The following is a 22969-nucleotide window of genomic DNA, read 5'->3' as shown; positions in this document are numbered from 1 at the left end:
CATTTCACCAAATAATACAGAAACCATCTATACAAAAAATCCCCTGCCTGTTAAAGCAAAGGGATCTTTAAATATCTTAAGTTCAATTGTTATTTATCCTCTTTTATCGCTTTCATTCCTTTAGTCCACCGCACCAATTGGTCAAGCATAATTTTGGCATTGTTGTTAAGCCTTTCATCAGCAGTAAAATTACCTTCTTCGTCCATAAACTGGTTTAATTGGGGGATGTTTACCATTTCGGCAAGTGCAATATTTTTTAAGGCAAGCATGTCTGCCTTTAAATTCATGATAGCCCTTACACCCGCAAAAGGGCCAATGGAATATCCAACCATACCTGAAGGCTTATAAGCCCACTCGTGCACCAGGTATTCAACAGCATTTTTGAGTGGTGCCGGGTAACTGTGGTTATATTCGGCGGTTACAAAAATAAAGGCGTCGGCTTCTTCTATTTTAGCGCTCCATTGTTTGGTATGCTCATGTTCATATTGTTTGAGGGCCGGGTGAACAGGTTCGTTCATCAGTGGGAGATTAAGCTCACCCAGATCAATCATTTCGGCTTCAAAACCGTGATTATTGGCTGCTCCAGTTATCCATTTAGCAATTGCAGGCCCTTTGCGGCCCGGGCGTACGGTAGATGTTATTACTTTGAGTTTATACATGTTTATCAGTTTAGTTGCCGTAAATATTGGCAATTCAACGCAACAACACATAAACTGAAAAGCAAGATGATAAAAACTTTACAAACCTTATTTAAGGATCAATACCGGGTGCCTCGCATTTAAAGACACAGCTTCGGTAATGCTGTTATGGGTTAAGTAATAGAAAAAGCTGTGTTTGCCCGGCAGGGCAATGATGAGCTGGACCTGTTGCTGCTGGGCAAAGTTAAGGATGCCCCTTACAATATTTTTATCGTCCGAATAATGAAGCTTACACTCATAGCAATTAACCAGTTGCTTTACCGAAGCTTCAAACTCCGCTTCGCGGCCGATGTGCTTATTCTTCGGATCAACGTACAGGATCATTAGTTTGGGGTTAAGCCAGCTGTGCGACAAATTAAGGCCTTTTAAAATACCAAGGCGGGCAACAGCTTCAAGGTCACATGGCACCAGCGCCTGTTCTATTTTTTGATACCCGCAATTGGCCGGGATAATTAATACTTTTACCGGGCTGCTTTTAGCAATTTCAATGATCTGCTCACCTATCATGCTCAATTCGCTGCCCACATCGCCCCCAATTAACATCAGGTCGGGTTGCTGGTCATCAATTGCCTGGTGTATAGCACGGATAATTGGCTCTGAGCTTATTACTGCTTCTATTTCAATATCTTTTTGACAGCGGCTGTGGAGTTTCTGGCGCAAAGATTTAAGCCGCTCTTCTATTTTTTGCCGTTCGTTTTCAATATCATCAACTCTTAGTTGCAAAAAATCGGGAGAAGGCAGGATTTGTTCATATACCGATGTGTAGTAGCTTTTAAGGAGGATAATTTTTTTAACCGGCATATCGCAGCTCATATCGGCAGCGTATTTAATGGCATTGTTATTGGTTTCGGAAAAATCTACAGGTATTAATATAGTTTTCATAACAAACAAATTTATTGTACATACAAAACCAGTGCGCTTAATGCTAAATTTACGATTTGTTTAACTATTGTAGTACAATAAATTTTGCCGTTAAAATTCAAATAAAATCTTACCGCCTTTATTATAAGCAAAGGCCTGCTCAAACTGGTCGGCAGTATATGTTGCCGATGGTGCAAGCTGAAATTCGGCCCGGCCTATGGAGTGCACCAAATGACTGATCATTTGTGTTTTTTCTTCGAGCGACAACCCTGCAACATAGCCCCGCACACCAAATCCTTTAATAACAAGGTTCTTAAAAACAACCCCGGCATTGAAATACGAAGCAGGTTCGGGATCAAGCAGCCCGTAAACAATAAGACGCCCGCCGGGCGATAATGAGGATATTACTTCAGTAGCCAATGGCCCCCCAACAGCATCCAATGCGGCTTTGATGCCCTTGCCTTTGGTAAGTTCATTTATAGTTTGGTTGAGTTTACCGGGTTCCGGAACAATTACCTGTTCGGCCTTTAAAGCTAACAACTCCTTTTTTTGTTCTTCATGGCGCACAGTTGCTATTACACAAATGCCTTTTTCGGCAGCCAATTGGATCACTATTCTTGATACGGTAGAATGGCCGGCAGTAAGCAGCAGCCAATCGCCGCTTTTAACTTTTGCTTCCTGTATTAAACCGTAAGCAGTGTACGGGTTAAGCAATAACTGGGCGGCTTTTTCTATGGGGAAAGCGTCGGGTAATAATACCACGTCCTGCTCATCAACTACCACGTATTGTGCCCATGCGCCTATCTTGCTAAAGGCTACCAGGCTTCCTTTGGGGATAATGCTGTCATGCCCTGCTTCTTCTACATAACCCGCGCCTTCCAGTCCGGCTATTTGGGGCAGTACAGGCTGATAGCGGTATTTTCCATCAATAAAAAGCAGGTCGGCCGGGTGAATGGGGCTGGCTTTTACCCTGATGAGTAACTGGCCAGGCCCCGGTTTTGGATAGGCTAAATGTTTCAGTTGTATCACATCAGCGGCATTGCCTGCCTGCTCAAAAACCAGTGCTTTCATAGTTGAAATACAAATTTCAGCTACATAAGTTTTAGTGACGTTAATATCAGATGCAGGCCATATAAGGCAAAGCAGGTGTGCTATCCCTGCTTTGCACAATTTAATCAAGATTATCCTTTAAAATTTATAGCCCAGCGCTATGCTCAGGCTCCGGGTTTTGGTACTGCTGTACAGGTAGCTATAACTCTGAATATTAGTAAGCCCAAGGTTATAAACGGCATTGATCATTAAACCGTTATCAAATTCAAAACCAGCAACTGCATTGCCCCCATAATCAAACGATTTAAAATTGCTCCGGTTATCGTTTCCGAACCTGGCTTTGAAACTAAAATCGACAGGTGATGATTGCCCCGGCGATTCATTACTTACCGCCGGTGTAAATTTACCTGACAGTGCCGAACCGATATACGGCCCCGCCCCTGCATATACATGACCACCCGGCACCGGAATATTGTAAATAAGATTAACGGGCACCTGTATATAATATAAACGCCATTTACCATACATGCGGTAAATAATATCGTCGCTCAATACCTCTTCGGTAGTTTTGCTGCTTAATGAATTAAAAATAATAGCAGGCTGCAGCGAAAACCTATCGATATTGAAGCTGGCAAAGGCTCCTGCAAAATAACCGGCCCCGCTTTTATCGGCATCCTGAATCAGGATATCAGTGCCGGGTTTGCGTGACAGCGAGGTACTGCTTACTCCTGCCCTGATGCCAAACTGAATAGCTTCTGTTTGTGCCGATAATTTAAAACATGCAAATAAAAGCAGGAATGATAAGGTTAAACGTAATTTCATATTTGTGTAAGTATGGTTCAGAAAGGTATTACGAAGAACACAGAAAAAGTGCAACAGTGAAATATAATTTTATCAAAATTAAAACGCTCTGCCAGTGCATCTTTCAAAACATCTTCTGCAGATATATCCCTTAACCTCTTACCAATGGCAGCTGCAAATTGGTCGGCCTGTTCTCCTGCTTATCAAATGGCCTTCCATCCACATTTTTGCTGCCATTAAAAAGCATATCATTATAAATGTAGATCAGATCATAGTCAATATAGATATCTCCTTCACTTAAACCGAACGCCGGGAATGCTTTACCTTTTACGTCCTGGGTTACATTAAGCTGCCATGGGTTTAAACCGGCAGATGCCGCTTTGTTTACGGCATCGGCAAAACCGGGATGCAGCGGCGTTACCTCGTAGGCAATGTCTGCAACATAATCAACTTTAAAAGCGCCTTCGGCAATAGGGTGCTCACCCTGCCACACGAGGTGCCCTTTAATATTTATTTTAACAAGGGGTATTTTGGCGATTGGATCGGCATAGTTAATTACGGTGCATTCAAATACATCATTAGGTGTATATTTAAATACACGGGTAAGGTAAAAGGGCTGAATATCACCAGCAGCGTTTTTGATAATGCTGGGGCGTACTTCGGGGGCTATATTTTTCCATTCGCCACCCTGGATAAATTTTTTGATCTGTTCTGCTGTCATCATGTAACTGTTTGTTTTATATCAAAGTTGTTAGCTTTGTATGTTAAATACAAGTAGTCATAAAATAAAGGCTTAGTATGATTTTTCAGACTAATGGAAAGCAAGCGAAAAAACAAAGATTTCAACCCATATAATTGCCCGGTAACCCATTGTATGAACAAAATAGGCGGTACCTGGAAAATACTGGTCATTTATGCCATCAGCAAAAAACTTAACCGCTTTAGTAAGTTGCAAAAGGCGCTGCCACTTATCAGCAAGCAAATGCTGGTAACCCAGCTGCGCGAACTGGAGGAAGACGGGATATTGAAACGAACCGTTTTTGCGGAAGTGCCACCAAGGGTTGAATATGAACTTACCGAACAGGGATTATCGCTGATGCCGGTAATTAATGTAATGCAGGAATGGGGATTAAAAGACCTTGCTTTGAATAATTAGATGAAAGCAAAAAGCTCATAAATTGATTAATAGAATTATATAAAAATGGCCTACCCGTAAATGAGGTAAGCCATTTGCTTTTACTATGTTTTTTTAAAACTTAAGGCTCAAGCTTAAAGTGCCGCGGGTTGGGTTTTGAGGTGCCAAACGGAACGACCAGTATTTTTCGTTGGTCAGGTTATCCAGCTTAAACCCTAAACGGTATTTCGGGCGGTCATAAAACACAGTAGCGTCAACTGTGGTATACGATGGTATGGTAAATTTAAATACTGTGGTATTGGTTTGGTATGAATCACTTCCGTAGTTACCGCCTACACCAAAACCTAAACCTTTGATTTCACCATGCATGATGCGGTAACTCAACCATAAGTTAGCCAACCTTGCCGGGCCTGAATTTGCAGGGCGCAAACCTTCTATATTCGTTTTCGGTGCCGCTTTAGTAATTTTGCTATCGTTATATGCAAAACCGCCAATAATGTTAAACCCTTCAAAGGGGTTGGCGATAACTTCGGCTTCAATGCCTTTACTTAATTGTGTACCGGCCTGCGTTATAAATCCGGGATGTGCAGGATCATCCATTATAGTATTAGTTACAGAAATATTATAGTAGCTAACTGTCGCACTTATCTTATGATCCCAGATATCAGCCTTTACACCACCTTCCCATTGATTGGCATATTGGGGCTTAAAAGTTGAGTTATCAAAACTTGTGGCTGTAGGGGTAGCATTATTAAAGCCGTTCATATAGTTTCCAAACAGTGATACCTGATCTTTTACCAGCTGATAAACCAAACCAAACTTAGGCGACCAGGCTGTTTGTTTAAAATTTCCGGTTGTTTTCCCGTCGGCGGGCGTGTAAGCGCCTTTGTTATCAAACCTGTCTATCCGGATACTGGCCATAGCGTTCAACCTGTCGGTAATGTTAAACACATCTGAAACATAGGCTGCGTATGAGCTTTGATTATTTTGAACATACGAGTTAGCATTTGCAGGCAAAGCGGCAACAAGGGCCGATACTTTATCGGCATTGAAATTATTGTAAGCTGCGCCTGGATTTTTGTAATTGATATTAGGTAATATTACAGTGTAGTTAGTCCAGTTGCTTTTTTGATTATAGTATTCAATGCCGGCAACAACACGGTTACGAAAATGCCCGATTTTGAAATCGCCTATAAAATTTTGCTGGATATTGGTAATGTAGTAAGGGTAATCCTGCTTTGTGGCCTGTTGCTTCAGAGAATCTTTGGCAAGGCTAAGCTGCGTAACATAACCTTTGGTAGTTGAATAGGTTTTGTTAAACATGGTTTGCGATTTCCAGGTGGTGGAAATTTTGTAATTAACCAGCGCGTAAATATCTAACTGCCGGCTCAGGTAATCGAGGCTGTTGTTACCAAAAGAACGTTTATAATCGATGTCCAGGTCCTTAATATTATTGATTCCGCCTTTGGGATCAGGAGCAAGACGATAGGCTGATGTAGCATTGAAATTGCCAATCTCGGCATCAACCTCAACAGATAAACGGTCGTTAACAATATAAGTTAAGCTCGGGGCCACAAAAACACCACGGTAAAAACCCGCATCCTGGAAACTTTTTTCATTGTGTAAAGCGGTATTAATGCGGAACAATACCGTTTTTTCCTTATTGAGCGGGATGTTTACATCGGCAGTAAGCCTGTTCAGGTCAAAGCTTCCTGTTTGGTAGCTGATCTCGGTACGGGTACTATCAAACGGCTTTTTGGTAACGCGATTAAAAAGCCCGCCGAATGAGGCCAAACTGCTGTTAAATAAAGTACCCGACGGACCTTTAATAGCTTCAACCTTTTCAATATCGGCAGGGTCGACACTATTAAAGTTATAACCAGCAACACTGTTACGCACAAAATTGGCCGTAACAAAGCCACGCGATAATAAGGTTGTTCGTCCGTTGTTATATACTAAAGGCACGCCGGCACCCGGAATATTTTTAAAGCCATCTACATAGCTGGTTACTATTTGCTCCTTCATCAGCTCGCTGGTCACTACGCTGTAAACCTGCGGGTTCTCCAGATTTTTTAAGGGCAGACGGGCAACATCCTCCGTTTCCTTTTTCAGGAACTTGTTATGCTTGGCGCTTTTTACGTAAACTTCCTGCAGCTCCTTGCCGCCTTCGGTTAAAACAAAGTTGGTGGTAACAGTTTCACCGGCAATAACGGTTACCTGTTTGGTTTGGGTTTGCAAGCCAACAAAACTGGCAACAAGCGTATAAGTACCCGGCTTAATGTTTTTAATAGTATAATGCCCGCTTTGTGATGCAGTTGCCCCCTGGCCGGTTTCAATAAGGGTGATGTTCACAAACTCGGCAGCCTTACCGTCGGATGTTTTTACGGTGCCTTTTATATTCCCCGTGGTAGTTTGTGCATTTGCGCTAACATTTAACAGCAGCAACATTAACAAACAGGTTAAAGCTTTATTGAAATTATTTTTAAAGTTTAATGGAACGCTCATTAAGACAGGCCTGCCGAAAGCGTAAATAGGGGTAGGTGTAAAATGCATATTTTACTTAAATAATAAATTGATTAAAGGATCAGCATTAAATTAATCCGGGCCACAAAGTTTGGCCACCGCAAGCCCGGGTTTGGGCGCAAAGTTATATTTATTTAGATTAATTACAAATAAGGTTTTGAATCAGATCCTATCTCACAGATAAAGAGAATCTAAACATTATAGATATTGTCACTAAATCGCTTGAGGGTTTTGAACACAACAAGGAGTAAACTTAAGTAACCGGGAAGCGGGTTTGGATTAAATTGAGGAGGAAAGATAAATTACAGGAGGGCTTAAAGGCTGATCATTTCAATAAGGTTTGATGGAAACCGGGGTGAGGTTTCCCAAAAGATCGTTAGGCAGATACTCGGCACTTGTTAACCTATTCTTACGCGCTTATACAAAGCTTCATCGGTTGTTCTGTATACCCTTTCAACCGGCAGCTGCAGTTCATCAAGCCGGCCATTATCCAGCAATTGTTTTTGCTGTTTAACAAAATCGGTAATATCCTCAATGCGGGTAATTTGTTTTTTGCCGAAGTTTTCAAGCATACTGCCTTTTAGGCCTAATTGTATGGCGCGGCGTTCTGTTTTATGACCGTAAGGGTCGTGATCGGGATCCCATTGCAGGCGCACTTCTTTCCGGTCGAGATCGGCACGCCATTGTTCATGGTTATCATGATATTGGGAATTAAAGGACGAGATCACGGCTTCGTTTAAAATAGCCTCAAAATCTTTTTTGCTGATCCATAAAGCCAGCACACTTTCCTGGTTTTCCTTTTCGGCCCAGCCACAACGGTACATCATCCACAAAAAATTAGGCTTAATCCACGACATGCGGTTGTAGCTGTATTCATTCCCGCCCAAAAATTGATTTTCGGCAACGAAGCGGGCAATGCTCTTTTTGTAGGCCTGGTAAACTACAATTTCTTCGTTTGTTTGATGGGCAAGGATGTGCTGCCCCGTTTTGGGCCAGTGTTCCAGGCCCTGTTTGTAAAATTCTGTTATAATATTCATACTATAATATAACGAATTTTCACCACAATATCAAGCCCCCGGCTTTGCTACAGACGGAAAAACTACTCTTCCTTTCCCGGAAAGCTTTCACTCCCCCGCATAAAGCTGCCCAAGCGTTTAAGCAGGTAGGTTGCCTTTATCAGCAGTACTTTATCGGTAACAAAATCGCTGATATCATCTGCCTTGTTCATCAGTTCCTGCTTGTAAACATCTTTAAAATCAAAATAATTGAGTGCAAACTTCCACGTACCGGTTAAAAACGAAAATACCTCACTATCGTTTTCAAGTAATTGCGAATAATTAATTACCAGGTAATCGTCAGGGTTCAGTTTTTTAAGTGTATGCAGGATCTCCTCGTTATAACTGATCCATACTTTTAAATAGTTTTCGGCATGATCATGGTAATATGCCTTCAACCTGCGGGGCCGCCTGAAATAAGCCCACATCAGGCGTTGAATATATTTACGGGCCATGTATTTCTGATCGATGGCGGCAAAGTCGCGCCTGAGCAATGAACTAACTACCGACTGATAGTTACGCAAAACCACGAGGTACCTGGCACCGGGCAGCAGCTTTGCATAGGTATCCAAAAACAAACAGGTACGCGGATCCTTCCAGGCCCATTGCTCATAAAGCTGCTGTTTAATACCTATAACAGCCTTCAGCTTCTCGAGCTGGTAAAGCGGCACCTCAATATCTTTTGTATCAATTAACCCTGATGTTTCAAGACTGTTGCGATCAAGGATCTCTTCATGCAGCTTTAAAAATTCAAGATCTTCAAAATGGCCATCAATATTACCTGTACCGCTGCCACAAAGGCGTTCTCCAATTTGCAGGCCGCAGTGACTTAACCAATTGGTTACAAGCGATGTGCCTGAACGGTGCATGCCGGCAATAATTAATGTTTGCCTGGGACTGAATTTGACTGTAGTATTGATCATGGTTTCGTTAATAACGGCCGGTTTGGTACAGCTGTTTGATTTGTGCCTGCTGATAGTTTTCAAGAATAAAGCCTGCTAACATTTCTGTAGCATCTTCCTGCTTTGTAATATGGGTATTGATATACAGATCGGGCGAAGAGGGGATCTGGAAAGGATCATTAACGCCGCTTAAATTAGTTATCTTGTCAGGATGCCCTTCGGGTAATAATGCACGCCTGTAAAGGCCTTTGGTATCTCTTTGCATCAGCGTTTTAACAGGGCAATCAATGTGGATCAGCCTCACATCCGGATAAGTTGCTATCAATTCGCGGCGGATAACATCATATGGGTTTATAGCACTGATGATAGTCAACACGCCATGGCCTGATAATTTATTGGCAATAAAACCAAGCCTGCGGATATTTTCAAAACGGTCTTCCTTGGTGTAACCCAAATTGGGGAACAGCTTTTGACGGTATATATCAGCATCAATAATCTCAATAGGGATATCGGTATCAGACAGCCGTATTTTAACATTTTGGGCAAGGGTGGTTTTCCCGGATCCGGATAACCCGCAAAGCAGAATGATCATAAAATGTGTGTTAAGCGTTAAATAATAATTGTTGTTCAAACCATTATTGAAGGCTTAACGCAAATATTTCGGGCGAAATTGTTGTTAACACTTAGTGTATCGATACATAGCGATATTGTATCGATGAAAGGGAAAATGACGTAGACGAGAAAAAAGAAGAGGAAGGATAACAATGCCTTTTTTACCAAAACTTGAATTAGGGATGGCCAACTAAAAACCCTAACAGTTTATCTGACAGCTTTAGTTTTGCACCTTGCGGCAACAAGTTTTCGGCCGCGAGATATTGAAAAGTAACACACCTTACTTTCCAGTTGTCATCATCCAATTTATCTATTAATCTATTGGTTATGGCAAGCTTATTTTTGACAGATGAATTTAACAAATAGCCTGTTATATTTTTAATTACCTCAATCCTGATATCAACCCTTGGCGAGTCGAGCTCTTTTAGTAACCTATCAGCTATTTTTTGCACAAATGGCCTGGTATCATTTTCAATATAATAAAATTCAGCAAGGTTAAATAAGATCCCATCGGCTTTATCCGTTGCGTAGGCGGCATCGAAAATATCATCCAGTACCTGCACAAAAAAATCTCCCCAGGTATCTGTGTCTTTTGATAAAGCCTCTAATACAACAGACAGTGGGTCTAATTCGGGGTTAAATAACACCTCCCTAAGTTCCGCTTTGAATTTCTGCGGATTTAGATTGGCATATGCTAATATATCGGTAATGGTTTTTTGCTTTTCAGCTTCGGAAGCTCCCTTATCCCAAAAATTGGCGATAGTATCGCCAAACCTATTCACGAATTGATTCATATTTTTTGCATACACCAGGTTGTCATACAGCGCAGGTTTTGTACGTTGGTGGTTTTTATAGGTTCATAAAGTTGGGCACCCAGTTCGCGGGTATATTCAAGCAGGATCTCTTCGTTTACCAGGAAACGCTCGGAGCCGTCGGGCAGCAGGTAGCGGTAGTTACCCAAAGGCTGTACCAATGTTTCGATACCGATATCCGATGCCAGCCTTGAAAAAAAATAGCCGCCCGGCTTCAGTACGCGCCATAACGAGCGTAGCATACTGTCAAAATGTTCGGCATCATTGGCAAAGTGCAATACTGCGCTGCAAATTACCAGGTCAAACTGTCCGTCATCAAAAGGCAGGGACTCAACAGCAGCCAGTTTGAAATTATCGGGAGAATGCTCAGCGCACAGATCGGCAGATAGTCGTTTAGCCAGTTCAACGGCATGTTCGCTTTGATCAATACCGTAAACTTTGAAACCGTTTTGCAAAAAATAAGCTATGTTTCGCCCGCTGCCGCAACCGGCATCAAGTATGGTACGGCAACCGTCAAAACGCCCTTTCAATAACTGATCGAACAAATAGATATCGATATTGCCGTAAAGTTTCCGGAGGGTGCTGCTGTTCATGGCCAATGCTGTTTTGAACCCGAAATTACTGTTTTATTGTTTGCCATAAAGAAAACTTATTAACTTTAAGTATGGCTACCGATATGCATGTATTTTTACAGTTTTTGAAAGGCACACTATTGCCGCTGCCAGGTGTTATCCATAAAATGTGCTTTGATGATCCTGCTTTTTATGTTAACAATAAGATTTTCTGTAACATAAAGGAGAAGCACGAGTTACTGGCAATACACACCACCGAGCGTGAAAAATGGATTGCGCTTGACCCCCATACCTTTTTCATTACCCCGCATTATCAAAATTATAAATACATGCTGGTACGGCTCGAAACTGTATCGCCCGGCGATCTGAAGCAATTGTTAATAACGGCTTACCTTGCAAGGGCTACCAAAAAGCTGATCAAAGAATATGAAGAAATGATAGCCAATGGTTAAACCGCTTAGCAATAAACAGGCTTCTTCTTTCTTAAGGCCTTACACCATTCAAAGCGTCGCGGTTAAGGTATACGTAAATCAGCACACCAATAACCATCGCAGCCAGTACTACAAGGCCTATTTTACCTTTGCGCTTGTCCTGGCGTATAAGCCAAACTAAAAATGCGATAAGTGGGATAACAAAAATCGCGTAAAATATATATCCGGATGCGTTCATATGAGCCCCCTACCCCCTAAAGGGGGAATGTTAATGTGTTATTTAGTGTAATTCTATATTTAAGCTATTCCGCCATAGCTCCCCCTTTAGGGGGCTGGGGGGCAAACGCCATCCTCGCCATCGGGGCAACGTCCTGCCCTATAAATTCGCCTTTCAGGTATTTGTGATACCCGGCTATGGCTATCATGGCGGCATTATCAGTGCAATATTCCATTTTAGGGATAAAGCTGTTCCACCCCTTTTGTTCGGCCATGGCCTGCAGCCCTAACCTTAAGCCCGTATTAGCCGATACACCACCCGCCAAAGCTATATCTTTTATGCCATATGCCTGCGCTGCTTTTTGCAGTTTATTAAGCAAAATAGTGGCAATCCGTTTTTCAACAGATGCGCAAATATCAGCCATATTCTGGCTAACAAAATCAGGGTTCTGAGCCACGTTATCGCGGATAAAATACAGGATAGAAGTTTTTAACCCGCTAAAGCTAAAATCATATCCTGGTATCTGCGGTTCGGGGAACTTATAGGCATCGGGGTTACCCTGGCGTGCGTACTTGTCAATAAGCGGTCCGCCGGGATAAGGCAAGCCTAAAATTTTACTGGTTTTATCCATAGCTTCGCCGGCAGCATCATCAAGGGTTTGCCCTATGATCTCCATATCAAAATAATCTTTCACCAGCACAATTTGCGTATGCCCGCCCGATACGGTAAGGCAAAGAAAAGGGAACGACGGATTTTTATCGCCAATAAAATGTGCCAGGATATGGGCCTGCATATGGTTAATATCAATAAGCGGGATCTTTTTAGCTAAGGCAAAAGCCTTGGCAAATGAAACTCCCACTAAAAGAGAGCCTAAAAGTCCGGGACCGCGTGTAAAAGCTACCGCATCAATATCATTTTTGCTTACTTTTGCGTTCAATAATGCCTGCTGAACAGCCGGAACAATATTTTGCTGATGAACCCTTGAGGCTAACTCCGGGACCACGCCTCCATAGGCCTCGTGTATGGTTTGATTGGCAATAACATTGCTCATGATCACGCCATCAACACAAACCGAAGCTGAGGTTTCATCACATGATGATTCGATTCCTAAAATTACAGGCACGTTTGTTTTAATTATTGATTTACTGATTTAGTGAATTAGGGATTTATTAATTAGCGGCAAACTATCTATCTGCCAAATTGTAGAGGGATAGTAAACAATTCGCTAAATCAATAATTCACTAAATCATTAATTAGTTATAAAAGGCAAAGTTATTAAAAAAGTATTCAAAATATTCCTGGGCCTGGTATTGTTCATTTTATTGACATTGAGCATACTTTTACTCACGTTTCAGTTTAAGCCGGTACAAACCTGGGCGGCAAAAAAAGCAGCGGCTTACCTTGCCGGCGAACTGCACACCAAAGTAGGGATCCGATATCTTTACATCAGACCGTTCAGCTCGGTAGTAATTGAGGGGCTTTATATTTTAGATAAGAAGCAGGACACCATATTAAGCACGCCTAACCTGGCTGTTGATATTGAGGATTTTCACCTTTTCAGCAGTATTAAGCGCCGCACCATCAATTTTGCCAATATCGAACTGGATAATGGTTCCTTCTACCTCAAAAAACAAAAGGACAGTACTACCAACCTGCAGTTTGTTATAGATTATTTTAACTCGGGCGATACCGCCAAAACACCTGCAAGCAAACCATGGACGCTGAATTTCGGCACCATCGCCATCAATAATTTCCATTTCAAGTATAAAAACAGTTTGAGGGATACGGTAATAGCAGGCGTTAACTTTAACGATTTGGACGTACAGCATTTCAGCACGGAGATACAGGGAATGGATATTAAAAACCACCTGTTTAAAGGCAATATCAAAAGCCTGAGCCTGCACGAAAAAAGCGGATTTACGGTAAAACATTTTGCATCGGATGCTACAATTGATACAAACCAGATCATGCTGAAGCACCTGGCTATTCAAACGCCGAGATCAGACCTGAAGGATTATTTTTGGATGAAGTTTAAATCATTTGATGATTTTGATGATTTTGAAAATAAGGTGCATATGGATGCCAACTTTAAATCGTCGCGTATTTCATCATCTGATATTGCCTACTTTACCAGCGCGCTAAAAAAGGTAAGCTTTGATCTGGGGATCGACGGGCAGGCTAAAGGTTATGTAAACAATCTTAAAGCCAAAAAAGTGACCATCACCGGTGGACAGGCAACTTTTGTTAAGGGTGATTTCAACCTGCATAATCTTACCGATTGGGATAACGCTTTCCTCGAGCTGAAATTTGAGCAGGTAGCCTCCAACAAAAAAGACCTTGATTACCTGATCAGCCATTTTTCGGGAACGCCGACGGAAAAAGCCCCGGCTATTCTTTCCAAATTCGGTAATTTTAATTTTACCGGCAGGTTTACCGGGTCGCAAAATGATTTTGTAGCTTATGGTGTTTTTAAAACAGCGCTCGGTCGTTTTGATTCTGATATCAACCTTAAAATTGACAAAAACAGCCGCCCAAGTTATAGCGGAAGGATCAATGCCTATGCTTTTGACCTGGGTACCCTTCTTGATCAAAGCGACCTTGGCAGGGCTACCTTTACCTCAAACATACAAGGCAGCGGCGATGCGCTGAAAAGCCTTACCGAAAAAGTGGATGCAAAAATTGCTTCCATCACTTATAATAAATACACCTACAACAAGCTTACGCTTAACGGCAGTTTTATAAACAGGCTGGCTAATGCGCATATTACTATAAACGACAGGAATGTTAAGCTTGACCTTAAAGGTAAAGTTAATCTCGGTGCGCCTCTGCCTACCTATGACCTTACCGCTGATATCAAAGAAGCTAACCTGAATAAGCTTGGCTTCACCAAAGATACCTTAACCGTAAGCACACAGCTCAAAACCCAGTTTAAAGGTGATGATCTCGCCAATTTGCAGGGCAACATCCTATTTTCGCCTGCGAGGGTGGTTGATCCGCGGAATAACTATGTAGTTGATTCATTATACTTATCGGCCGAAGGCACTGGTAATAACCGCACCATCGCTTTAAAATCTGATTTTGCCGATGGCAGCATCAAGGGCAAATATGACCTGGCTACCCTGCCATCGTACTTTAAAACCATTGTTAAAAAGTATATTCCATCTATAAAAACAACCATAGTACCGCCCAAGCCCGAGGAATTTGATTTTAACCTGAGCCTGAAAAACCTCGATCCGCTTACAGCGATATTCCTGCCCGATTTGAAAATCCCCGACCAGGGAACTTTTGTGGGGCAATTTAATTCGGAAAAGAAAACGGCTACGCTATCTGGTTATATCAAAACGCTTAAATATGGCAAAACCGTTTTCCATGATTTCATTATCGATGAAAACACCACCGAAAGTATGCTCGGCCTCAACTTATCTCTGAAGCGGGTCGACCTTACCGACAGCCTTTTTATCAAGGATATCAACATTACTAACTTCCTGAAAAACGACAGCCTTAACTTTAACGTTAAGCTCTCTGATAAAAACGCAGTTAACCAGCTGGATCTTTACGGCCTGGTTGAATTTGGCCGCGATACTACAGCCAAATTAAAACTGCTGCCATCGGATGTGATTTTGGAAAAAGAGAAATGGAAGATTCAGGAACAGGTACGCATCCGTTTATTGGATGGCAAAACGCAGGTATCGGGCTTTGAGCTTTCCAACGGGGCGCAAAAAGTATTTATCGACGGGTTTATATCCGACAACCCTGCCGATCAGCTGAAGCTCTCGTTCCAAAAGTTTAATATGCGTACCCTTAACCAGCTTACGCGCACATCAGGGGTATACCTGCATGGTTATTTAAATGGCGATGTTAAAATGACTTCGGTACTCAAATCTCCGGGGCTCGATTCGCACTTAACTATCGATTCGCTTACCATGAACAAAACGCTGGTGGGTAATGTGAAACTGCTTACTACCCTTGGTAACGACCGGAAACAGGCCGATATTAACATGAATATCATTAACCGCGGCCTGGAAACCATGAATATTGGCGGTACATATTCGTTTGGTAAGGAAACCGATGACAACCTTGATTTTGATATCAAGATGAACCAAACAGAGGCCATCATATTTGAGCCCTTTATTAAAGACCTTGTTTCTAACGTAAAGGGGCATGTATCAACCGACCTGAAGCTTACCGGCAAACCATCAAACCCGCAGCTTAATGGCACCGTTACCCTTGTTAACACCGGCCTTACTGTTAACTATTTAAAAACAGCCTATACGGTTAATAACAAATTGGATGTTAACAACAGTGTTATCAGTATTAAGGACATGGTTTTGAAGGATATTCACAAAGGTACCGGAACCGCCAATGGTACCGTTAATTTGAATAACCTTTCGAACCCGGATATTAATGTAAGTCTTAAAGCCGATAACCTGATGGCCCTGAATACCACATTTAAAGACAATCACCTTTATTTTGGTACGGCTTATGGCACAGGCACGTTTAACTTCAACGGCCCGGTTGATAACATGAAAATAGATATTACCGCCAGCACTAATGCCGGTACTGTTTTCAATATCCCGCTCAATACCTCATCTACCGCCAACGATTACGACTTCATTAAATTTGTGAGCCACAGTGATACTGCCAAAGTTGCGCCTAAAACGCGCGCTTTTAATGGCGTTACCCTAAACTTTGATTTAAGCGCCGACGAAAAAACCATTGTAAAAATAGCTACTGACTACGGCCAGTTGGAAGGCAGCGGTGTTGCCCGTAATTTAAAGCTGAATATCAACAGCCTGGGCGATTTTGAAATGTACGGCGACTTCCTGATATCATCGGGTAAGTTTGAGTTTACTGCCAAAAACTTTATCAGTAAAAACTTTACGGTAAGTCAGGGCGGTACCATCAGGTGGACAGGGAACCCATCAAATGCGGAGATCAACCTTAAGGCCCTCTATGAGGTACGTACCAGCAAAGCGCCGTTATATACAGCAGCGGGTTTACAAACCCCTACCTCGGGGCAACAAACGCTGGTACAGGCCGAATTAATCCTTACCAAATCACTACTACAGCCTAATATTGATTTTGACTTTAACTTCCCTACTGATCCATCAGTTAAGGACGATTTGGCAACTTATCTTGCCGATGCCAATAACAGGAGTCAGCAGGCTATCAGTATTATTGTGCGCCGTAACTTTACATCAAACAGCAACAATCTAACCAACCAGGTGCTGGGTACAGCAGGCGAAGCGGTGAGCGAGTTTGCGTTTAACAAGCTTAACAGCCTGATATCGCAATCAAACATCAAAAATTTCGATTTAAGCATCCGCTCCTTTAACGAAGCCAGTGCTTCGCTGCGTTTTTTTGATAGCAGGTTATCATTTAACGGAAGCTTATTTAGCAACAACGGCTCAAACGATATTTTTAATAACAATAACAGTAACCTGTTTAACCAGCGCTTTAATAACCTTACCAAAGACTTTGAAGCACTGTATAAAATACGCCGTGACGGCAATTTGACAGCACGCTACTCATACAGGGCATTAAACAACGTAACACTAAGCAGCCTTACTGATGTGCTGGCACCACAATATGTAAACGGATTCGGTTTAGTTTACCAGCGCGATTTTGACACTTTTGGTGAGTTTATCCGGAATATATTCAGGCAGGGCCGCCGCAAAACCGCACCGGTTAACCCCGCCCCAATACCAACATCAACTACAACACCGGCTACAAAGCCCGATGAGGATGAAGATCAGTAAAGCCGAAGGCTTAAAGCTTAAAGCCAAAAGCTTCTCGACGAATACATTAAAAACTAAAGGCTTAAAGCAGATCGCTTTAAGCCTTTAGTGTAAATCATCTATTTCGCTTTCGGCTTTCAGCCTTCTGCTTTTAGCTCAATGATCAGTGATCGCGCATAATGGCGTGATCCATCCTGTCGCGTTTGGTACGCAGGTAAGCCTCGTTGTGCGGGTTTGATGCAATTTCGATAGGCACATTTTCAACCACCTCCAAACCGTAGCCGATAAGGCCTGCGCGTTTTTTAGGGTTGTTGCTCATCAAACGCATTTTGCTAATGCCCAGGCTGCGCAGGATCTGTGCACCGATACCATAATCGCGCTGATCCATTTTAAAGCCTAACTTTAAGTTGGCATCAACAGTATCGTAACCGTTTTCCTGCAAATGATAAGCCCTTAATTTATTGATAAGGCCAATGCCCCTTCCCTCCTGGTTCATATAAACAATAGCGCCCTTACCCTCCTTGCTGATCATTTCCATAGCTTTATGTAATTGCGGACCGCAGTCGCAACGGCATGAGCCGAAAATATCACCTGTCATGCATGAGCTATGTACGCGAACCAGGATAGGCTCACCAGGCTCCCAGGTACCTTTTACCAGGGCAAGATGATTTTCGCCGGTATCAACCTGGGTGTAAGCTATCATATCAAAATCGCCCCATTCGGTAGGCATTTTAACAGCAACCTCACGTTTTACCATCGATTCATGCTCCAAACGGTAAGCGATAAGGTCTTTTATCGATACTATTTTAAGGTTAAATTCTTTGGCTATCTCCAGCAAATCGGGCAAACGGGCCATTTCGCCGTCTTCCTTCATAATCTCGCAGATAACACCTGCAGGTTCCAGGCCGGCTAAAACAGCCAGGTCAATAGCAGCTTCGGTATGCCCGGTACGGCGCAACACGCCGCCATCTTTAGCTATGAGTGGGAAAATATGCCCCGGACGGCCCAGGTCTTCGGGCTTAGTAGCCGGATCGATGAGCGCAAGGGTGGTTTTTGACCTGTCGCTTGCAGAAATACCGGTAGTACAGCCATGACCAAGCAAATCAACAGAAACTGTAAAATTAGTTTCGTGTGATGTGGTATTGTGGCTTACCATGGGCATCAAATCAAGTTCACGTGCCCGCTGTGCCGTAATAGGGGCGCAAACCAGGCCGCGGCCATGACGAACCATGAAGTTAATTGTTTCGGGGGTGGCATTGCGGGCGGCCGTTAAAAAGTCGCCTTCGTTTTCACGATCTTCGTCATCAACTACGATAATTGTTTTACCGGCTTTGATTTCTTCAATCGCTTCTTGTATGGTGTTTAACATTATATACTTTGCTTATTGAGTGGGGTTTAAACGCTTGTTTAATCTAAATCAAATTTAACGCATATTACCATGACTTGGGTCGGCGTTGTGTAAAATGATAATGCTTCTATACTATGGCGTTTATTAAATATACCGTTAATGAGTGTGGCGGGTTGCCTTGGGTTTAAATTTTGCTGCCATGCGGTTCACAAAGCGTTTATAAAGCTCCATATCAAACAAGGCCGAATCGGTAGCTGCTTTATACGAGAGGAACAAGCCAATGGGCAGCAGCGTGATAATGGAGATCCACATACCCAGGTACTTGTTAATATCGCCGCCCTTAACTGATTTTTCGCCAATGGTGGTGATGATATAGTAGATAAGGAAAAAAATAACTGAAACTACTACCGGCAAACCCAGGCCGCCTTTGCGGATGATAGAACCCAGCGGCGCGCCAATTAAAAACAACACCAGGCAAGCTACCGAAAGGTTATATTTCTTCTGATATTCTACAAAATACCTGCGGATGTTTTCCGAATCGCCTTTATATCTGTCGCTCCGGTTCCTGATCACATCTTTAATAGACCTTACCTCCGATGCGGCACTGCTGAGACTCATTTGCTGCTGCGATAAAGTAAGCCCCTGAAAAGCATCTTTTTTAGGATCAAACTCGATGTACTTTTTTATAACCTTTGACTGGCTGGGTATTGAATAGTATTTGATATATGGCGTTACCAGTTTATAGTTTACCATAACATTGCTGTCAACCGATCGCTGCGACGAATCAAGATAATGTGTTAATTGCTTGATGTTCATCATTTGCGACGCTGTTTTAAACTCGCTTTCGTTAGTACGGTTAAACCTCATTCCCGACAGATCAAACTTGGTTTCGGTTTCCTTAAAACGCTGACGCACAAGGCGCTGCCTTGCATTATAACTGGCGTTTTCAGGCGCCGATTCCTCATACCTCACACCATCTTTTAAACGTAAAACCAGGTATTTATCGCCCATGGTACGGAACATGGTACCTTCACGCGCCAGGATCACCGAGTTGTTGTTATCACCGTTCGGGCCTTTTTTATAGATCATGATATCGTACAAACGCTGACCATCGGGATCTTTACGCTTTACACGAATGGTATAATCAGGGAAACTTGTACTGAACACTCCCTCGGGCAACAAATCGGCCGATTTCTGTTTACGGGCATCATACAACAGCGAGAAGTATTTAAGGTTAGCCACCGGCAGCATATAATCAGAAAAAAAGAATGCAGCCACGCTCAGTACAGTAACAACAACGATCATGGGGTACATGGCGCGCCGTAAAGAGATACCAGCTGCCTTAATTGCTACCAGCTCGTAATTTTCGCCAAGAGAGCCATAAGTCATGATGGTGGAGAGCAACACCGAAAGCGGAAGCGCCATAGCCACATTGGTGGCCGAATTATACATCATGAGCTCCAGTATAGTGTACCAGGCAAAACCTTTGCCTATGAGGTCGTCAATGTATTTAAACAAAAACAACATCAGCAATACAAACATCACGATGAAAAGCGTAACCAAAAAAGGCCTTATAAATGATTTAAGGAGTAACAGGTGGATCTTCTTCATTAGTGCTATTTGCAATTAACAGGGGCAAAACCAGTTAGCCGCACCGTTAAAACCCATTAACGTGCAAAAACTGTTCTGCGTACAAAATTAGCTAAAATAAAGTTTTATCAGGCGCCCAATACACTTATAAGGTAATCGATAGAGTTATCCCAGATCTGCTTTCGCTCTATAATAGTTTCTTCAGTAGCGAAATCAGTAACGGCAAGAGCTACATCATTGGTGAGCTCATCCTGCAGTATTTCCATTTCAAAATAATACTGCGCATCATCGTCGAGCCATTTAAAACGTACGGATTTGTTTTCCTTAACTGAGCAAAGTTTGGCTTTTTGCGATTCGTCATCCCATGTAAAAGTATAAACATGGTCACGGATATTAACCTCATCGGCAAACCATTGAGACAAGCCGTTAGGCTCGCTTAAGAAGCTGAACAGGATACGCGGAGATGACTTTATCTCGTACTCAATGGTAAATTTTTTCTTTTCAGACATTCGGTTTACACTTAAAAAAAGAGGAACAAAAGTAAAAATGAAACATTTTTTCTAAAGAAAACGAATTTCTGCTATATTTGCAAACCTTTTTAGGGACGGCCACTTGTTTTAACAGCAAGGCCACTCTTTTTACTAACCACAAAAAGAGTCAGATACATAAAAACGGCGGGGTAGCTCAGATGGTTAGAGCGTAGGATTCATAACCCTAAGGTCGGCAGTTCGATCCTGCTCCCCGCTACCATAAGGAAACAGCATATCTTTGTTGTTTCCTTTTTTTACACCCATAAATCACTATGCAACAATTAGTTGCAGCCCTCCCATTACCGGTTCGACATTTTCCAACCAGTTGACGCATACCAAAACAAATTTGGGTCTAAAAAAACTATATAGGCTACCCCAAGTAAATATTTGACTAGTTCAACTTTTCCTTAGGGATCTCAGTATCTTTCAAAGCCATTTTTCTGTTATGGATCTTGGCCATGAGATATAAAAAATTCAGTATTACCGCAGCCTCTTCGTCATTAACCTCTATACCGTTTCTAGCAAGCAACGCAATTGCCTTCCTACTGGAAACCTTCCCATCTATAAACTCCATCTGTTTTCCTATTATCCTGTTTACAAACCAATATCCTTGAAAGCGCAACATTATGCCCAATATAGACCTCGCTTTTCTTTAGGTCTATATCTACTGGAGGAAAAAAGCTGACCAACTGCTTTTTATCGGCCGTATCGAGACTTTCAAAGGCTCTAAATATATCAATCGAGGATCTGAGGTCAAGCTTCTGCTGTTCTTCGATGGTCCTTAGCTTGACGGCAACACTACAAAGTTCCTTCCTTATACCGTCAGTAATCCTCCGAAATTCACTTTTCATCTCGCTATAGTCGTCATATTTCAATATGTTCTCCACGAACAGTTTTCTCGCTCTGGAAAGTATTATCTCCTGCTCGCCTAACTGACGTCGAAGCGCCTGCCTTTCATAAAGAAACTCTACCTTCTGTGTATCCACATTCCAGTCTGCAAGAATGGTACCGAATAGATTACTTGCCATTTCCGACAGTTCCAATTTCTGGAGCTGGTCTCTATAGCTGTCATTTAGCTTATCTGCCCTGACCCTTGCCCGACACCCCTCCGACAGTGATAATACGCATACTTACGCGTATTACCTTGGGAAAAGCTCCCGGTAAGCCTTCTGCAACATAACGGACAGACGAGGAAACCGGTAAGAAAAAAAGCTGACCTGAAATCAACCTTTATGGTCCTTATCCTTCTTTTGGTATTGATGATATCCTGTACCTCATAGAATAGGGCTTCCGGTATCAGTGGCTCGTGGATGCCCTTTATCATCACGATCTCCCCATTTCCAAGCTTCAGCGGTATTAGGCCGCAGTACACGGGGTTACGGATAAGCTTGGAAAAATTTGAGCGCGTGCTTCTCAAGCCTTTGTTCACTGCCATTTTGCTTAAGCATCCGATCTTATAGATATTTTTCGCAAGCTGACGAAAGACCCACCTTATGATGCCGCCTTCGGGCTGTTTGGGCACTATAATCTTACGACCATCCAATGATGTCATATTCACATATCCCACAGGAGCCTTATTGGGATACCTGCCCATCTCCTTGGCCTTTCTGATACCGTTCAACGTATTCATGGCACGCCTCGTGTTTTCCGCCTCCGGGACGGAAAGGTAAATGGCCAACATCACAGAGCTCTCGGGAATGGACAGGTCTATCTGCTGGTCGATGGCCATTGCCGACACATTGAGCTTTCTGAGGATACCCAGCATCTCATACGCATACTGGATATTACGGCTGAACCTGTCCCATTTGATGAAAAGGATGTTGTTTTCTTCCTTCGCCCTAAATTTTTTCAATTCGGAAACTAGCTTCTTCCATTCTGGTCGATTGAAATCTTTTGCAGAGAAGTCCTCTCGGTAGATCCCCTTAACATCAATATTGTGTGTTTCACAGTATTTCAGCAACCGGTCTTCTTGCTCGGGCAATGAGTAGCCCCTTCTTTTTTGTTCATCAGTGCTTACACGGACGTATATATAAGCTGATTTCATAATGTTGGAACATTTACTTTCAGTTATTTAACGAAAAAGATCAATTAGAG

22 protein-coding genes and 1 tRNA gene are annotated in these 22969 nt (G+C 42.5%); 4 read left to right on the top strand and 19 right to left on the bottom strand.

Translation table 11 applies throughout. The features are described from left to right. Window positions 1–89: 89 nt before the first annotated feature. The 5 genes from ACFFGT_RS28225 to ACFFGT_RS28205 form a co-directional block, all read right to left on the bottom strand. On the bottom strand, window positions 90–659 hold the full coding sequence (locus ACFFGT_RS28225) for an NADPH-dependent FMN reductase (protein ID WP_377025860.1): 570 nt from the start codon (window positions 657–659) through the stop codon (window positions 90–92). Window positions 660–746: 87 nt separating this feature from the next. Continuing rightward, the gene (locus ACFFGT_RS28220; protein WP_377025859.1) at window positions 747–1580 is read right to left on the bottom strand and encodes a universal stress protein; all 834 of its coding nucleotides are present in this window, start codon (window positions 1578–1580) and stop codon (window positions 747–749) included. A gap of 90 nt (window positions 1581–1670) precedes the next feature. Beyond that, window positions 1671–2630 carry a zinc-dependent alcohol dehydrogenase family protein gene (locus ACFFGT_RS28215; protein ID WP_377025858.1) on the bottom strand — a complete coding sequence of 320 codons (960 nt, stop codon included), beginning with the start codon at window positions 2628–2630 and terminating at the stop codon, window positions 1671–1673. 117 nt (window positions 2631–2747) lie between these two features. Then, on the bottom strand, window positions 2748–3431 hold the full coding sequence (locus ACFFGT_RS28210; RefSeq protein ID WP_377025857.1) for a porin family protein: 684 nt from the start codon (window positions 3429–3431) through the stop codon (window positions 2748–2750). Window positions 3432–3561: 130 nt separating this feature from the next. Continuing rightward, window positions 3562–4134 carry a hypothetical protein gene (locus ACFFGT_RS28205; RefSeq protein WP_377025856.1) on the bottom strand — a complete coding sequence of 191 codons (573 nt, stop codon included), beginning with the start codon at window positions 4132–4134 and terminating at the stop codon, window positions 3562–3564. 90 nt (window positions 4135–4224) lie between these two features. Here ACFFGT_RS28205 and ACFFGT_RS28200 point away from each other — a divergent pair, with 90 nt between their 5' ends. Continuing rightward, complete coding sequence (locus ACFFGT_RS28200) at window positions 4225–4566, top strand: winged helix-turn-helix transcriptional regulator (RefSeq protein WP_377025855.1); 342 nt, start codon at window positions 4225–4227, stop codon at window positions 4564–4566. Between the two features lie 93 nt (window positions 4567–4659). Here the strand turns inward: ACFFGT_RS28200 and ACFFGT_RS28195 are convergent, their stop codons facing one another. The 6 genes from ACFFGT_RS28195 to ACFFGT_RS28170 form a co-directional block, all read right to left on the bottom strand. After that, window positions 4660–6993, bottom strand: coding sequence for a TonB-dependent receptor domain-containing protein (locus tag ACFFGT_RS28195; RefSeq protein WP_377025854.1), 2334 nt, complete (start codon window positions 6991–6993; stop codon window positions 4660–4662). 473 nt (window positions 6994–7466) lie between these two features. Further along, a complete protein-coding gene (locus ACFFGT_RS28190; RefSeq protein WP_377025853.1) occupies window positions 7467–8105 on the bottom strand; it encodes a DUF4291 domain-containing protein in 639 nt (212 codons plus the stop codon). A gap of 62 nt (window positions 8106–8167) precedes the next feature. Beyond that, window positions 8168–9109: a sulfotransferase gene (locus ACFFGT_RS28185; RefSeq protein ID WP_377025852.1), complete on the bottom strand. Its 942-nt coding sequence runs from the start codon at window positions 9107–9109 to the stop codon at window positions 8168–8170. Next, window positions 9054–9617 (bottom strand): adenylyl-sulfate kinase, encoded by a 564-nt coding sequence (locus tag ACFFGT_RS28180; protein WP_377025851.1) that lies wholly within the window; start codon window positions 9615–9617, stop codon window positions 9054–9056. Before ACFFGT_RS28180 ends, ACFFGT_RS28185 begins: the two co-directional genes overlap by 56 nt. Before the next feature lie 196 nt (window positions 9618–9813). After that, window positions 9814–10431: a hypothetical protein gene (locus ACFFGT_RS28175; RefSeq protein ID WP_377025850.1), complete on the bottom strand. Its 618-nt coding sequence runs from the start codon at window positions 10429–10431 to the stop codon at window positions 9814–9816. Continuing rightward, a complete protein-coding gene (locus tag ACFFGT_RS28170; RefSeq protein WP_377025849.1) occupies window positions 10428–11042 on the bottom strand; it encodes a class I SAM-dependent methyltransferase in 615 nt (204 codons plus the stop codon). Before ACFFGT_RS28170 ends, ACFFGT_RS28175 begins: the two co-directional genes overlap by 4 nt. 71 nt (window positions 11043–11113) lie before the next feature. Between ACFFGT_RS28170 and ACFFGT_RS28165 the strand changes: the two genes are divergently transcribed. Continuing rightward, window positions 11114–11473 (top strand): MmcQ/YjbR family DNA-binding protein, encoded by a 360-nt coding sequence (locus ACFFGT_RS28165; protein ID WP_377025848.1) that lies wholly within the window; start codon window positions 11114–11116, stop codon window positions 11471–11473. Between the two features lie 31 nt (window positions 11474–11504). On the opposite strand, the gene ACFFGT_RS28160 is transcribed toward ACFFGT_RS28165, so the two are convergent. Both ACFFGT_RS28160 and tsaD read right to left on the bottom strand, forming a co-directional pair. Further along, complete coding sequence (locus tag ACFFGT_RS28160) at window positions 11505–11690, bottom strand: hypothetical protein (RefSeq protein WP_377025847.1); 186 nt, start codon at window positions 11688–11690, stop codon at window positions 11505–11507. Window positions 11691–11754: 64 nt separating this feature from the next. Further along, window positions 11755–12792, bottom strand: a complete 1038-nt coding sequence (tsaD, locus tag ACFFGT_RS28155) for a tRNA (adenosine(37)-N6)-threonylcarbamoyltransferase complex transferase subunit TsaD (protein WP_377025846.1) — start codon at window positions 12790–12792, stop codon at window positions 11755–11757. A 205-nt stretch (window positions 12793–12997) separates the two neighbouring features. Here tsaD and ACFFGT_RS28150 point away from each other — a divergent pair, with 205 nt between their 5' ends. Then, on the top strand, window positions 12998–17428 hold the full coding sequence (locus ACFFGT_RS28150; protein WP_377025845.1) for a translocation/assembly module TamB domain-containing protein: 4431 nt from the start codon (window positions 12998–13000) through the stop codon (window positions 17426–17428). 142 nt (window positions 17429–17570) lie between these two features. On the opposite strand, the gene ACFFGT_RS28145 is transcribed toward ACFFGT_RS28150, so the two are convergent. The 3 genes from ACFFGT_RS28145 to ACFFGT_RS28135 all read right to left on the bottom strand — a co-directional run bounded on the left by ACFFGT_RS28145 (window position 17571) and on the right by ACFFGT_RS28135 (window position 20854). Continuing rightward, a complete protein-coding gene (locus ACFFGT_RS28145; RefSeq protein ID WP_377025844.1) occupies window positions 17571–18776 on the bottom strand; it encodes a bifunctional 3,4-dihydroxy-2-butanone-4-phosphate synthase/GTP cyclohydrolase II in 1206 nt (401 codons plus the stop codon). Window positions 18777–18911: 135 nt separating this feature from the next. Further along, a complete protein-coding gene (locus tag ACFFGT_RS28140; protein ID WP_377025843.1) occupies window positions 18912–20366 on the bottom strand; it encodes an LptF/LptG family permease in 1455 nt (484 codons plus the stop codon). A gap of 107 nt (window positions 20367–20473) precedes the next feature. Further along, complete coding sequence (locus tag ACFFGT_RS28135) at window positions 20474–20854, bottom strand: START-like domain-containing protein (protein WP_377025842.1); 381 nt, start codon at window positions 20852–20854, stop codon at window positions 20474–20476. 164 nt (window positions 20855–21018) lie between these two features. On the opposite strand from ACFFGT_RS28135, the gene ACFFGT_RS28130 reads away from it, so the two are divergent. Next, window positions 21019–21095: transfer RNA gene (locus ACFFGT_RS28130), tRNA-Met, on the top strand. A gap of 171 nt (window positions 21096–21266) precedes the next feature. On the opposite strand, the gene ACFFGT_RS28125 is transcribed toward ACFFGT_RS28130, so the two are convergent. Genes ACFFGT_RS28125 through ACFFGT_RS28115 form a run of 3 tightly spaced genes read right to left on the bottom strand, consistent with a single transcriptional unit; the run spans window position 21267 to window position 22919 of the window. Continuing rightward, the gene (locus ACFFGT_RS28125; RefSeq protein ID WP_377025841.1) at window positions 21267–21404 is read right to left on the bottom strand and encodes a hypothetical protein; all 138 of its coding nucleotides are present in this window, start codon (window positions 21402–21404) and stop codon (window positions 21267–21269) included. 13 nt (window positions 21405–21417) lie between these two features. Beyond that, a complete protein-coding gene (locus ACFFGT_RS28120) occupies window positions 21418–21903 on the bottom strand; it encodes a hypothetical protein (RefSeq protein ID WP_377025840.1) in 486 nt (161 codons plus the stop codon). Window positions 21904–21947: 44 nt separating this feature from the next. Further along, the gene (locus ACFFGT_RS28115) at window positions 21948–22919 is read right to left on the bottom strand and encodes a recombinase family protein (protein ID WP_377025839.1); all 972 of its coding nucleotides are present in this window, start codon (window positions 22917–22919) and stop codon (window positions 21948–21950) included. Window positions 22920–22969 lie beyond the last annotated feature (50 nt).

This window comes from Mucilaginibacter angelicae, assembly GCF_042434235.1.
In the GTDB taxonomy this organism is placed as follows: Bacteria; Bacteroidota; Bacteroidia; order Sphingobacteriales; family Sphingobacteriaceae; genus Mucilaginibacter; species Mucilaginibacter angelicae.
The sequence above is the reverse complement of the archived record's forward strand: the minus strand, read 5'-3'. Positions and strand labels throughout refer to the sequence as shown.

Coding starts and splice junctions, on each gene's coding strand:
- ACFFGT_RS28140 (WP_377025843.1), bottom strand. CDS start 20,366: ATGAAGAAGATCCACCTGTTACTCCTTAAATCATTTATAAGGCCTTTT.
- ACFFGT_RS28175 (WP_377025850.1), bottom strand. CDS start 10,431: ATGAATCAATTCGTGAATAGGTTTGGCGATACTATCGCCAATTTTTGG.
- ACFFGT_RS28190 (WP_377025853.1), bottom strand. CDS start 8,105: ATGAATATTATAACAGAATTTTACAAACAGGGCCTGGAACACTGGCCC.
- ACFFGT_RS28135 (WP_377025842.1), bottom strand. CDS start 20,854: ATGTCTGAAAAGAAAAAATTTACCATTGAGTACGAGATAAAGTCATCT.
- ACFFGT_RS28220 (WP_377025859.1), bottom strand. CDS start 1,580: ATGAAAACTATATTAATACCTGTAGATTTTTCCGAAACCAATAACAAT.
- ACFFGT_RS28145 (WP_377025844.1), bottom strand. CDS start 18,776: ATGTTAAACACCATACAAGAAGCGATTGAAGAAATCAAAGCCGGTAAA.
- ACFFGT_RS28225 (WP_377025860.1), bottom strand. CDS start 659: ATGTATAAACTCAAAGTAATAACATCTACCGTACGCCCGGGCCGCAAA.
- ACFFGT_RS28200 (WP_377025855.1), top strand. CDS start 4,225: ATGGAAAGCAAGCGAAAAAACAAAGATTTCAACCCATATAATTGCCCG.
- ACFFGT_RS28180 (WP_377025851.1), bottom strand. CDS start 9,617: ATGATCATTCTGCTTTGCGGGTTATCCGGATCCGGGAAAACCACCCTT.
- ACFFGT_RS28165 (WP_377025848.1), top strand. CDS start 11,114: ATGGCTACCGATATGCATGTATTTTTACAGTTTTTGAAAGGCACACTA.
- ACFFGT_RS28115 (WP_377025839.1), bottom strand. CDS start 22,919: ATGAAATCAGCTTATATATACGTCCGTGTAAGCACTGATGAACAAAAA.
- ACFFGT_RS28205 (WP_377025856.1), bottom strand. CDS start 4,134: ATGATGACAGCAGAACAGATCAAAAAATTTATCCAGGGTGGCGAATGG.
- ACFFGT_RS28160 (WP_377025847.1), bottom strand. CDS start 11,690: ATGAACGCATCCGGATATATATTTTACGCGATTTTTGTTATCCCACTT.
- ACFFGT_RS28210 (WP_377025857.1), bottom strand. CDS start 3,431: ATGAAATTACGTTTAACCTTATCATTCCTGCTTTTATTTGCATGTTTT.
- ACFFGT_RS28170 (WP_377025849.1), bottom strand. CDS start 11,042: ATGAACAGCAGCACCCTCCGGAAACTTTACGGCAATATCGATATCTAT.
- ACFFGT_RS28215 (WP_377025858.1), bottom strand. CDS start 2,630: ATGAAAGCACTGGTTTTTGAGCAGGCAGGCAATGCCGCTGATGTGATA.
- ACFFGT_RS28195 (WP_377025854.1), bottom strand. CDS start 6,993: ATGTTGCTGCTGTTAAATGTTAGCGCAAATGCACAAACTACCACGGGG.
- ACFFGT_RS28120 (WP_377025840.1), bottom strand. CDS start 21,903: ATGGCAAGTAATCTATTCGGTACCATTCTTGCAGACTGGAATGTGGAT.